The sequence below is a fragment of the Streptococcus urinalis 2285-97 genome (assembly GCF_000188055.2).
GTDB lineage: Bacteria > Bacillota > Bacilli > Lactobacillales > Streptococcaceae > Streptococcus > Streptococcus urinalis.
Genome location: NZ_AEUZ02000001.1, coordinates 1,173,795 through 1,185,855, shown reverse-complemented (window position 1 = coordinate 1,185,855; position 12,061 = coordinate 1,173,795). Strand labels below are relative to the sequence as shown.

General features: G+C 33.1%; 12 protein-coding genes. 8 read left to right on the top strand and 4 right to left on the bottom strand.

Translation table 11 applies throughout. The features are described from left to right. Positions 1 to 50: 50 nt before the first annotated feature. A complete protein-coding gene (locus STRUR_RS06005; RefSeq protein WP_006738882.1) occupies positions 51 to 725 on the top strand; it encodes a response regulator transcription factor in 675 nt (224 codons plus the stop codon). Then, a complete protein-coding gene (locus STRUR_RS06000) occupies positions 718 to 2,019 on the top strand; it encodes a sensor histidine kinase (RefSeq protein ID WP_269208134.1) in 1,302 nt (433 codons plus the stop codon). The genes STRUR_RS06005 and STRUR_RS06000 overlap by 8 nt, the downstream gene beginning before the upstream one ends. A 75-nt stretch (positions 2,020 to 2,094) precedes the next feature. Here the strand turns inward: STRUR_RS06000 and rpsT are convergent, their stop codons facing one another. Continuing rightward, positions 2,095 to 2,346: a 30S ribosomal protein S20 gene (gene rpsT, locus STRUR_RS05995; protein WP_081479441.1), complete on the bottom strand. Its 252-nt coding sequence runs from the start codon at positions 2,344 to 2,346 to the stop codon at positions 2,095 to 2,097. A 53-nt stretch (positions 2,347 to 2,399) separates the two neighbouring features. Then, positions 2,400 to 3,320, bottom strand: coding sequence for a type I pantothenate kinase (gene coaA, locus STRUR_RS05990; protein ID WP_006740427.1), 921 nt, complete (start codon positions 3,318 to 3,320; stop codon positions 2,400 to 2,402). A 281-nt stretch (positions 3,321 to 3,601) separates the two neighbouring features. Here coaA and STRUR_RS05985 point away from each other — a divergent pair, with 281 nt between their 5' ends. The 6 genes from STRUR_RS05985 (at position 3,602) to STRUR_RS05960 (ending at position 9,529) form a co-directional block, all read left to right on the top strand. Further along, positions 3,602 to 4,189 carry a class I SAM-dependent methyltransferase gene (locus STRUR_RS05985; RefSeq protein WP_006738483.1) on the top strand — a complete coding sequence of 196 codons (588 nt, stop codon included), beginning with the start codon at positions 3,602 to 3,604 and terminating at the stop codon, positions 4,187 to 4,189. Positions 4,190 to 4,309: 120 nt separating this feature from the next. Further along, entirely contained in the window at positions 4,310 to 4,699 is a 390-nt protein-coding gene (locus STRUR_RS05980; protein WP_006739964.1) for a cytidine deaminase, read from the top strand. 100 nt (positions 4,700 to 4,799) lie between these two features. Beyond that, entirely contained in the window at positions 4,800 to 5,849 is a 1,050-nt protein-coding gene (locus tag STRUR_RS05975) for a BMP family lipoprotein (protein ID WP_006739707.1), read from the top strand. A 135-nt stretch (positions 5,850 to 5,984) separates the two neighbouring features. Next, positions 5,985 to 7,517 carry an ABC transporter ATP-binding protein gene (locus tag STRUR_RS05970; RefSeq protein WP_006740159.1) on the top strand — a complete coding sequence of 511 codons (1,533 nt, stop codon included), beginning with the start codon at positions 5,985 to 5,987 and terminating at the stop codon, positions 7,515 to 7,517. Continuing rightward, on the top strand, positions 7,510 to 8,571 hold the full coding sequence (locus tag STRUR_RS05965) for an ABC transporter permease (RefSeq protein ID WP_006739196.1): 1,062 nt from the start codon (positions 7,510 to 7,512) through the stop codon (positions 8,569 to 8,571). The genes STRUR_RS05970 and STRUR_RS05965 overlap by 8 nt, the downstream gene beginning before the upstream one ends. Position 8,572: 1 nt before the next feature. Further along, positions 8,573 to 9,529, top strand: a complete 957-nt coding sequence (locus STRUR_RS05960) for an ABC transporter permease (protein ID WP_006739686.1) — start codon at positions 8,573 to 8,575, stop codon at positions 9,527 to 9,529. Between the two features lie 37 nt (positions 9,530 to 9,566). Here the strand turns inward: STRUR_RS05960 and STRUR_RS05955 are convergent, their stop codons facing one another. Then, positions 9,567 to 11,282, bottom strand: coding sequence for a phospho-sugar mutase (locus STRUR_RS05955; RefSeq protein ID WP_006739860.1), 1,716 nt, complete (start codon positions 11,280 to 11,282; stop codon positions 9,567 to 9,569). Between the two features lie 207 nt (positions 11,283 to 11,489). Next, on the bottom strand, positions 11,490 to 12,059 hold the full coding sequence (locus STRUR_RS05950) for an ECF transporter S component (RefSeq protein WP_196792570.1): 570 nt from the start codon (positions 12,057 to 12,059) through the stop codon (positions 11,490 to 11,492). Positions 12,060 to 12,061: the final 2 nt, after the last annotated feature.

Sequence of the window (12,061 nt, the reverse complement as noted above, 5' to 3'; positions counted from 1 at the left end):
GCGATATTGTAAGTAAAAATGATATAATAGTGTGTATAGGAGAGACTGATATGATAAAGATATTATTAATTGAAGACGATTTAAGTTTATCTAATTCTGTTTTTGACTTTTTAGATGATTTTGCTGATGTTTTACAAGTGTTTGACGGTGAAGAAGGTCTTTACGAAGCTGAAAGTGGTGTTTACGACCTCATACTTTTAGATTTGATGTTGCCTGAAAAAAATGGTTTTCAAGTACTAAAAGAACTTCGCGAAAAAGGAATTTCAACACCTGTTCTTATTATGACTGCCAAAGAAGCATTAGACGATAAAGGTCACGGTTTTGAGCTTGGCGCTGATGATTATTTGACCAAACCATTTTATCTTGAAGAACTAAAAATGAGAATTCAAGCATTACTGAAACGTTCAGGTAAGTATAACGATTCCAATCTAACTTATGGAGATTTGGTAATTGATACTTCTAGGAAACTAGCCTTAGTTGATGGCAATGAAATTGAATTTCTAGGAAAAGAATTTGATCTACTAGTCTATTTTTTACAAAATCAAAATGTCATTTTGCCTAAATCTCAAATTTTTGATAGAATCTGGGGATTTGATAGTGACACAACAATTTCTGTAGTTGAAGTTTATGTTTCAAAAATTCGTAAAAAACTAAAAGGCACTAAATTTGGGAATGATTTACAAACATTACGCAGTGTGGGGTATATGCTAAAAAATGCTGACTAAAGTTTCAAAAAATCTAAAATCAGGTACATTTAGTCATTTTTTTCATTTTTTTACTGTCTTCACAGGTATCTTTTTAGTAATGACGATTCTCATTTTACAAATAATGAAGTTTGGTGTTTATTCAAGTGCAGATTCTAGTTTGAAATCAGTATCAAATAATGCCACAGATTATGCTGAAAAAACAATGGAAAGAATGATATCACTTTACGGTAGTTCTGATAAGCCAAATACCTCAAGTAATGAAAAAGCAAAACCTTTAAATGATTTGACTGCTAATATGGATATTGTTCTTTTTTCTAAAGACGGTACCGTTTTAAATCCATTTGATACCTTCAGTGCCTTTCATTCATTTAGTTTGCATAGACGTGTTTTAAATGAAATTGTCACGACAAGCTCGACTAATTTATATGGGCATGAGGAAACATACCATACCATAACCCTAAAAATTAAGAGCCCAAACTATCCTGAAATTGCTTACATGATGGTTGTTGTAAACGTAGAACAACTAGAAGAGGCAAATACAAGATATGAAAAAATTATTATCATTATCATGGTGATTTTCTGGCTAATTTCAATTGGTGCTAGTATATATTTAGCAAACTGGAGTCGAAAACCAATATTAGAAAGTTATGAAAAACAAAAAGAATTTGTTGAAAATGCTAGTCATGAGTTAAGGACACCATTAGCTGTCTTGCAAAACCGCCTAGAGTCTCTTTTTAGAAAACCCGAGACGACTATTATTGATAATAGTGAAAGCATTGCTTCAAGTTTAGAAGAAGTAAGAAATATGCGGATTTTAACAACTAATTTATTAAACTTAGCGCGAAGAGACGATGGTTTAAAACCTGAATTAGCACAAATTAATCCTACTTTCTTTGATGATATTTTTAAAAATTATGAGTTAATAGCTGAAGATAATGGCAAACATTTAACAGTTACAAATTTGTTATCCAAATCAATCAAATCTGATAAAACACTATTAAAACAATTAATGACTATTTTGTTTGATAACGCAATGAAATACACGGAAGAAGATGGCCATATTAGTATTACAATAGATGCAAGTGACAAGTTGTTCTATTTTACTATTAAAGATGATGGACCAGGCATTAATGAAGCAGATAAGAAAAAGATATTTGATCGTTTTTATAGGGTTGATAAAGCTAGAACACGTCAAAAAGGTGGTTTTGGACTAGGCCTTTCTTTAGCATATCAAATTGTAGAATCGCTTAAAGGAACAATTGAAGTCAAAGATAATAAACCCAAAGGAACTGTTTTTGAAGTGAGAATTTAAAAGAACTTCGGTTTATAGAAGTTCTTTTTTTTTTAAGAAAAAGAAAAAACTCCATTTGGAGTTTTCATTGGTTTATTATTTAGCCAATTTTGCAGCAAGGCGTGCTTTATCGCGACTAGCTTTATTTTGATGAATCAATCCTTTTGATTCAGCTCTGTCGATGCTTGAAGAAGCAGCGCGGAAAAGCTCTTCAGTTGGATTTGCTTCAAATGCTTTGATTGCAGAACGCATAGCTGATTTTTGTGCTGAGTTTTTTTCATTACTCTTAACGTTAAGTTCAGCACGTTTGATAGCTGATTTAATATTTGCCAATGTTTTCACCTCCAAATTAATCTAACTATATCATTATATAGAATAATAAGCTTTTTGGCAAGTCTTTATCACTTTTTGAGATAAATTTCATCAATTTTGTGTTGACTGGTTTTGTGCATGATAAGATCTGCTCTATGACGAGTTGGTGCGATGTAATTTTCAAGATTTACTAAATTAATAGTTTTCCAAGTATCCTTAGCTAGTTGCATAGCTTTATCATGCCCCATCTCTAAGAAACGATGATAATAATTTTCGGGTTCTAATTGAGCAATGTTTAGTAAACTTTCAAATCTTTCTAAATACCAGCTTTCAATAAGTTGACTATTAGCATCAATGTAAATTGAGAAATCAAAATAATCAGTCATATAGAGATTGTTATTTTGTAGATTTTGGAAAATATTAATGCCTTCAATAATTAAAAAATCGGGACAAGAAATGTCTTGCTCTTGATTAGGAATGATATCGTAAATTTCGTGAGAATAAACAGGGATAGTAGCATTACCGCCATCTCTCATAGTATCTAAAAAGTTTAAAAGTAATTCCATATTGTAAGATTCTGGAAAACCTTTACGATTTAAAATGTTATGTTGAATGAGATATTGATTGGGATATAAAAAGCCATCGGTAGTTACCATTTCAACTTTACTCTCTTTGAAGGATCGTGATAAGAGTAATTGCAATAGTCGACTCGTTGTAGATTTTCCTACTGCAACTGATCCTGAAATTCCGATAATAAAAGGACGTTTAGAAATTTCTCTTTTTAAAAAAAGGCTTTTAGAAAATAAAAGATTTTCTTGGTTATTTTTATAAATTTGGATGAGTGATATTAGAGGGAGATAAATATCAATAACATCTTGGATATTAATATTATCATTAAGACTTTTTATAGATTCTAATTCCGCTTCAGAAAGTAGAGGTTTCTTGGTTTCATGTAAGCCTTTCCAAAAATCTCTAGAAACAGCTTCAAAAGTCATTAAATCGTTTGTCATGATAATCTCCTCAAAATACAATAACTTATTATAACATTTTATTTTAAGATAAACATTTTTAAAAAATTTATAATTTGTTTTGTCAAACCAAAATGGTAAATTCAATCATAGAAAATTAAGAAGTAGATTAAATGAAATCATTCACATGAAGTATTGTTCGTAAAAAGCGAATATTAAAAGCTTTTCTCTATTTTTAGAATCGATTTGTAAGCGATTGCAGTATTGTCAAGGGGAATGAAGTGTGGTAAAATGAAAAAGCAACTTAAGAGTCAGGTGAAATAATGAATAATATGTATTTTACCCAAAATCCAAATAGCGAACATGACATTCATGACTTAAATGTTACTCTTTTAGGAGAAAAATTCAAGTTTTATTCGGATTCTGGTGTTTTTTCAAAAAAAATGATTGACTATGGAAGTCAAGTTTTGTTGAATAATTTAGATATAAATACAAATGATAGCTTGTTAGATGTCGGATGTGGTTACGGTCCATTAGGAATTGCTTTAGCAAAGGTATTTCAATTAGGTGTTACTATGGTTGATATTAATGAAAGAGCGATAAATTTAGCACAAAAAAATGCAGCTCGAAATGGCGTTAAAGCTTCAATTAAACAGTCAAACTTATACGAAAATGTTCAAGGACAATTTAACCATATAATTAGTAATCCGCCGATAAGAGCTGGTAAAAAAGTAGTGCATCAAATAATTGAAAAAAGCAAAGAACATTTATCTAATAATGGTGATTTAACAATTGTTATCCAAAAAAAGCAAGGTGCACCTAGCGCCAAAGAAAAAATGCAAATGGTTTTTGGTAACTGTGAAATTATTAAGAAAGATAAAGGTTACTATATTCTCAGAAGTTATAAATAGTGAATAATTTCATTTTCATAAAGGGCTTACAGAATTCTAAAAAAATGCTAAAATATGAGTTGAAAAAATTAATTCTCTGGCCCAATTTTAAACAAAATAAAGGTTAAGGAGATTAATTGATTGGTTGAGAATGACTTAGTATCACTTGCTAAAAATGCAAGTAAAAATGCTTATGTCCCCTATTCACACTTTCCGATAGGAGCAGCTGTTAAAACAAAAGATGGAAAAATATTTACAGGTTGTAATATTGAGAATGCCAGTTTTGGTTTAACTAATTGTGGAGAACGTACCGCAATTTTTAAAGCAGTTTCTGAAGGTTATACTAATTTTTCTGAAATTGCCATTTATGGTGAGGCTGAAGAACCAGTCTCTCCTTGTGGAGCTTGTCGTCAAGTTATGGCTGAATTTTTTGAGCCATCAGCTAAGGTTACACTTATATCCAAAAAAGGTGAGACGGTCGAGATGACGGTCGGAGGGTTACTTCCCTATTCTTTTACAGATTTAAATTAAAAGTTATCTGTACTTTCTATTGTCCTTTAAGTCATTTCGACTTAAATTAATTTAGTAGCAACACTTGTTGTTTATATGTTTTTTAGGAGGGTTCATATCAATGAACAAGAAAATTATTGGTGTTAGTTTGGCTTCAGTTGCCTTACTTAGTCTTGCTGCATGTGGTCACCGTGGTGCTTCAAATTCTGGTAAAAGTAAAACAGATTTGAAAGCAGCTATCGTTACTGATACAGGTGGTGTTGATGATAAATCATTTAACCAATCAGCTTGGGAAGGTTTAAAAGCTTGGGGTAAAGAAAATGGCCTTTCAAAAGGTTCTGGTTATGATTACTTCCAATCTCAAAGTGAATCAGAATACGCAACTAATATCGATACAGCAGTTTCAAGTGGTTATAACGTTGTTTATGGTGTTGGTTTCTCACTAAAAGACGCTTTATCTAAAGCTGCAGATGACAATAAAGATAATAAATTTGTTATTATTGATGACGTGATTACAGGTAAAGATAATGTAGCTAGTGTTACTTTTGCTGACAATGAAGCAGCTTACTTAGCTGGTATTGCAGCTGCAAAAACTACCAAATCAAAAGTTATTGGTTTCGTAGGTGGTATGGAAGGTACAGTTCTTACTCGTTTTGAAAAAGGTTTCAAAGCAGGAGTGGAATCTGTAGATAAAACAATTAAAGTGAAAGTTGATTATGCTGGATCTTTTGGAGATGCTGCTAAAGGTAAGACAATTGCTGCAGCACAATATGCCGCAGGTGCTGATGTCGTTTATCAAGTTGCTGGTGGTACTGGAGCTGGTGTTTTCAATGAAGCAAAATCTATCAACGAAACTAAAAAAGAATCTGAAAAAGTTTGGGTTCTAGGTGTTGACCGTGACCAAAAAGATGAAGGTAATTACACTTCAAAAGACGGTAAAAAATCAAACTTCGTTCTAGCTTCTACTATTAAAGAAGTAGGAAAATCAGTCCAATTGATTAACAAAAAAATTGAAGACAAAAAATTCCCAGGTGGTAAAACAACAGTTTATGGACTTAAAGACGGTGGTGTAAATATCGCTAATGACAATCTTTCAAGTGATGTTGTTAAAGCTGTAAATGAAGCAAAATCTAAAATTAAATCAGGTGATATTACAGTACCTGAAAAATAAAAAAGGTTAATTGTCAAAATGGAGCGACCTTCGTCGGTCGCCCTTTTTGACACTGAGATATGCTTTATCTCAGTAAAGCTTGCCATAATTGGTGAGTTTTACTGAAAAAAAGGTTATACTGAAAGGAAGCACCGCATGACACAACATGTCATAGAAATGAAAGAAATCACTAAAAAATTTGGTGATTTTGTGGCAAATGACCACATTAACCTTAATGTCAGAAAAGGTGAAATTCTTGCTCTCTTAGGAGAAAATGGAGCAGGAAAATCAACTTTGATGAATATGTTAGCAGGGTTATTGGAACCAACTAGTGGAAAAATTGTTATTAACGGAAAAGAAGTTTCAATTGATTCGCCATCTAAGTCAGCACATCTAGGCATTGGGATGGTCCATCAACATTTTATGTTGGTTGAAGCATTTACTGTTGCCGAAAATATTATTTTAGGGAATGAGACTGTCAAAAATGGCGTTCTCGATATTAAGACAGCTAGTAAAGAAATCACAGAACTGTCTGAAAAATATGGCTTATCTGTTAATCCATCAGCAAAAATTGCTGATATTTCAGTAGGTGCACAACAACGTGTTGAAATTCTTAAAACACTGTATAGAGGGGCAGACATTTTAATATTTGATGAGCCCACAGCAGTTCTAACACCTGCTGAAATTAAAGAGTTAATGTCTATTATGAAAAACCTTGTTAAAGAAGGAAAATCAATAGTATTAATTACTCACAAATTAGATGAGATTAGAACAGTTGCAGATAGAGTTACAGTTATCCGTCGTGGTAAAAGTATTGAAACTGTTGATGTCGCAGGTGCGACTTCTCAAGAATTAGCTGAAATGATGGTAGGGAGATCGGTTTCATTTGTTACTGAAAAGTCTGCATCACAACCTAAAGAAACTGTCTTAGAAATTAATAATCTTGAAGTTGACGAAAATCGTGGGGTTTTAGCAGTCAAGGGCTTGTCTTTGGATGTCAGAGCTGGTGAGATTGTTGGTATTGCTGGAATCGATGGTAATGGACAAAGTGAACTTGTCCAGGCCATAACAGGTCTTCGCAAAGTAAAATCTGGTTCTATTAAAATTAAAGGAAAAGAAATCAAACATCTTTCTTCTCGTCAAATTACGGAATTAAGTGTTGGTCATGTACCTGAAGACAGACACAGAGATGGTTTAATTTTAGATTTAACACTTGCAGAAAATACTGCCTTACAAACTTATTATAAAGAACCATTGAGTAAAAATGGCATTTTAAACTACAATAAAATTAATGCCTATGCTAGAAAATTAATGCAAGAATTTGATGTACGTGGAGCAAATGAATTAGTGCCAGCTAAAGGTTTCTCTGGTGGAAATCAACAAAAAGCAATTATTGCTCGTGAAGTTGATCGAGATCCCGACTTATTAATTGTCAGCCAACCAACTCGCGGATTAGACGTTGGTGCTATTGAATATATTCACAAACGTCTCATAGAAGAAAGAGACAAAGGGAAAGCTGTATTGGTGGTTAGTTTTGAATTAGATGAAATCTTAAACTTATCTGATAGAATCGCAGTTATCCATGATGGAAAAATTCAAGGAATAGTTCAACCAGGAAATACTAATAAACAAGAATTAGGTATTCTAATGGCTGGTGGAACTGTTAATAAGGAGGAAACTCATGTCTAAAAAGGCACAACAAATAGCAGTACCTTTGATCTCAGTTTTACTTGGATTTATTTTAGGTGCGATTGTCATGTTAATTTTTGGCTATGATCCTGTTTGGGGTTATGAAGGCCTATTTCAAATTGCATTTGGTAGTGTTAAAAATATTAGTGAAATTTTAAGAGCTATGGGACCACTTATCTTGATTGCTCTTGGGTTTACAGTTGCAAGTCGTGCTGGATTTTTCAATATTGGGCTTTCTGGACAAGCACTTTCTGGCTGGATTGCTTCTGTTTGGTTTGCTTTAGCTAATCCAAATATGCCTAAACCATTATTAGTTGTCCTTACAGTTATCATTGGTATGATTGCAGGTGGTATTGCAGGAGCAGTACCTGGTATTCTCAGAGCTTTCTTGGGAACCAGTGAAGTTATTGTTACGATCATGATGAATTACATCATCTTATATGTTGGTAACGCTATTGTTCAAAAAGGATTACCACAGCAATATAAGCAAAGTATCGACTCGACTATACAAGTCAGTAAGAATGCTTCCTATCAAACAGAGTGGCTTGCATCATTAACAAATAATTCGAGAATTAATATTGGTATCTTCTTTGCGCTTGCTGCAATTGTACTTATTTGGTTCTTGCTAAATAAAACAACACTTGGCTTTGAAATTCGTTCAGTGGGATTAAATCCACATGCTAGTGAATATGCCGGAATGTCTGCTAAACGAACAATTATTCTATCAATGATTATTTCAGGTGCACTTGCTGGTTTAGGTGGTGTCGTTGAAGGACTAGGAACTTTCCAAAATGTCTTTGTGCAACCGTCATCTTTAGCAATTGGTTTTGATGGAATGGCGGTCAGTTTATTAGCCGCAAATAATCCTATTGGGATATTTTTCTCTGCATTCTTATTTGCTGTTTTAAATATTGGTTCTCCAGGAATGAATATTGCTGGTATTCCGCCAGAATTAGTTAAAGTCGTAACGGCTTCGATTATTTTCTTTGTTGGAGCTCACTATATCATTGAACGATTTATCAAACCAAAAAAGCAATTGAAAGGCGGTAAATAAGATGAGTGTTACAACGATTTTAGCCTTATTAATGTCTTCAATGTTGATTTATGCCACACCACTTATTTTTACAAGTATTGGTGGAACATTCTCTGAAAGAGCTGGTGTTGTAAATGTTGGGCTTGAAGGAATTATGGTTATGGGTGCATTTTCTGCCATTGTTTTCAACTTAGAATTTGCAGAAACTTTTGGTCAAGCAACACCTTGGATTTCTGTTCTCGTAGGTGGTATTGTTGGTTTAATTTTTTCGTTGATACATGCAGTTGCAACAATCAATTTTAGAGCTGATCACATTGTTAGTGGTACAGTACTTAATTTATTGGCTCCTTCTTTAGCTGTCTTTCTTGTAAAGGCATTCTATGGCAAGGGACAGACTGATAACATTCAGCAGTCATTTGGTAAATTTGATTTTCCTTTGTTATCACATATTCCAATCATTGGTAAAATATTCTTTTCTAATACGACCTTGATTGGTTATCTAGCAGTTGCGTTTTCATTTTTAGCTTGGTTCATCCTTTATAAGACGAGATTTGGTTTACAATTGAGATCTGTCGGGGAACATCCGCAAGCTGCTGATACGCTTGGTATCAAAGTTTATCATTTGAAATATTATGGTGTAATGATTTCAGGATTTTTAGGTGGTATAGGTGGTGCTATCTATGCACAATCAATCTCTGTTAACTTTGCAGCAACAACAATCTTAGGTCCTGGTTTTATTTCTTTAGCAGCTATGATTTTTGGTAAATGGAATCCAGTAGGAGCAATGTTATCAAGTTTATTCTTTGGTTTATCACAAAGTTTAGCAGTTATTGGTAGTCAATTACCTCTTCTTCAAGATATTCCTGCGGTTTATCTTCAGATTGCACCTTATGTCTTTACCATTATTGTATTGTCTGCATTCTTTGGTCAAGCAGTTGCTCCAAAAGCTGATGGTATCAATTATATTAAATCTAAATAACATAAAAAAAGGAGTCCTTCGGGACTTCCTTTTTTTATTAGTTGATATAGCCATTTATTTCGCTTTCAATTGCTGAAATTTTGTCTTCAGCATCTTTCAATGAGTTTCCAACTGTAGCAATATAGAATTTGATTTTTGGTTCAGTACCTGATGGTCTAACAGCTAGCCATGAATCGTCACTCAAGGTATATTTTAGAACATTGCTTGGTGGTGTTGTTAAATTTCCAAGTCCAGCAGAAGTGGTAACGGTTTGTGTTAAGAAATCTTCCGTTTTTGTGATTTCGGTATTATTAAATAATTTTGGTGTTTGATTACGGAATTTATCCATAATTTTTTTAATTTCAGCTGCGCCATCGACTCCAGACAGTGTCACAGAAATTGTTTTCTCAGCAAAGTAGCCATATTCTTTATAGATTTCATCAATTCCATCAGCCAATGTCAAACCACGAGAACGATAGTAAGCAGCAATTTCAGCTACAATTAATACTGCTTGAATGGCATCTTTATCTCTTACAAATGGTTTTATAAGGTAGCCAAAACTTTCTTCAAATCCGAACATATAGGTGTAATTGTGCTTTTCTTCGAATTCTTGGATTTTTTCAGCGATAAATTTAAAGCCTGTTAAGACATTAAACATTGTAGCACCGTAACTTTCAGCTATTTTTGTAACTAGTTCGGTAGACACAATTGATTTAGCTAATGCAGGATTTTCTGGTAAAGTTGCTGCAGTCTTATGTGCTTCTAAGATATACTTAGCAATGATAGCTCCAATTTGGTTTCCAGATAAGTTTTTATAAGACCCATCTTCTTGACGAATTTCGACACCTAATCTATCAGCATCGGGGTCTGTAGCAACTAAAACATCCGCGTCAATATCTTTCCCAATTTCTTCAGCTAAAGCAAATGCTTCTTGACTTTCTGGATTTGGAGATTTTACAGTAGAAAAATCAGGATCAGGATTAGCTTGTTTTTCAACAACAACTACTGAATCAAAACCAGCTTGTGCTAAAGCTCGTCTTGTTAACATTTCACCTGTTCCATGAAGTGGCGTGTAAACAATTTTCATGTTTTTGCCATACTCGTTAATCAAATCTTGATTAATGTTGACTTCTCTAACTTCTTTTAGGTATTCTTTGTCAACATCTTCACCAATCACTTGAATTAAACCAGAAGATTTTGATTCCTCCAAGTCAGCTAATTCAATTGTAAATGGCTGCTCAATAGCACGTATGTATTCTGTAAGAGCATCAGCATCTTGTGGAGGCATTTGTCCACCATCTTGACCATATACTTTGTAACCATTAAATGGTGCAGGATTATGACTAGCAGTAACCATAATACCTGCAAAAGCATTAAGGTGACGTACTGCAAACGATAATTCAGGTGTTGGTCTTAAACTTTCAAAGACATAAGATTGAATACCGTGTTGCGCAAGGACTTGAGCAGATTCAAAGGCAAATTCAGAAGAGAAGTGACGAGAATCGTAAGCAATTGCAACACCACGTTTTTTAGCTTCGTCTCCCTTAGATTCAACAAGTTTAGCTAAACCTTCAGTAGCTTGACGAACAACATAAATATTGATTCTATTAGTACCAGCCCCAATAATACCACGCATTCCAGCAGTACCAAATTCTAGATTAGTATAAAAAGCATCTTCTTTAGTCTTTTCATCCATATGAATAAGTTCTTCTTTAAGGTAATCAGGTAACTCATCAAAGTCTAACCATTTTTGAAAATTTTCTTTGTAAGACATTTGTCTCTCCTTTTGAATTTTAATCATTGTGATAGTTGATTTATCACACCTTATTGATTAAACTATTTTAAAAAATTGCTTTAAATTTTGTAAAATAGTTTTAAACGCTTTCATTATAACATTTTGGACGAGAAAAATCACTCATTTTCAGTTGGTTCTCAAAATATTTCAAAAAAAAGAAGTATGAAAGTTCATGTTTCTTTAATCTTATCTTATTTTTTTCAGTGCTGGTATTACCATTACTGTAACTAATGAAGCAATTATCATTTCAGCAATAGCATTTGTCGAAATGATTCCTGTCAACAATAGTTTTATGTCCCCACCATAAACGGAAGAAAAGAAAATAAAGATTCCGCTTAAGACAAAGACTGTATTTGTTAAAGAGCCAATAGCTCCAGAAATTAATAAACCAAATTTATTGGAAATTAATTTGTAACTATAAAAAGGAATAATGCCGATTAAAATTCGAGGTACTATGGCAACAATAAGGGAATAAAAATTACCATTTTCTACGAATGGAGAAAATAAATAACTGGTTGGTAAGAGTACAATTGAACTATTTATGACACTAATAATTCCCATAAAGCCACCTAACAAACTACCAATTTTTGGACCATACATGATAGATGCAATAATAACAGGAATCTGTAATAAAGTTGGTTTAATGGGAACAGGTAAGAAACTAAATACTAAGTTACTGACAACATGAATAACTACCATGATGGCAATAAAAATGGACAATATGGCAACATTAGAGGCTTTGTTTTTCTTCATAATTT

Bases quoted from the DNA above. Each gene is read 5' to 3' on its own strand.
- STRUR_RS05965 (WP_006739196.1), top strand. From the start codon at position 7,510: ATGTCTAAAAAGGCACAACAAATAGCAGTACCTTTGATCTCAGTTTTA.
- STRUR_RS05985 (WP_006738483.1), top strand. From the start codon at position 3,602: ATGAATAATATGTATTTTACCCAAAATCCAAATAGCGAACATGACATT.
- STRUR_RS05960 (WP_006739686.1), top strand. From the start codon at position 8,573: ATGAGTGTTACAACGATTTTAGCCTTATTAATGTCTTCAATGTTGATT.
- STRUR_RS06005 (WP_006738882.1), top strand. From the start codon at position 51: ATGATAAAGATATTATTAATTGAAGACGATTTAAGTTTATCTAATTCT.
- STRUR_RS05955 (WP_006739860.1), bottom strand. From the start codon at position 11,282: ATGTCTTACAAAGAAAATTTTCAAAAATGGTTAGACTTTGATGAGTTA.
- coaA (WP_006740427.1), bottom strand. From the start codon at position 3,320: ATGACAAACGATTTAATGACTTTTGAAGCTGTTTCTAGAGATTTTTGG.
- STRUR_RS05975 (WP_006739707.1), top strand. From the start codon at position 4,800: ATGAACAAGAAAATTATTGGTGTTAGTTTGGCTTCAGTTGCCTTACTT.
- STRUR_RS05970 (WP_006740159.1), top strand. From the start codon at position 5,985: ATGACACAACATGTCATAGAAATGAAAGAAATCACTAAAAAATTTGGT.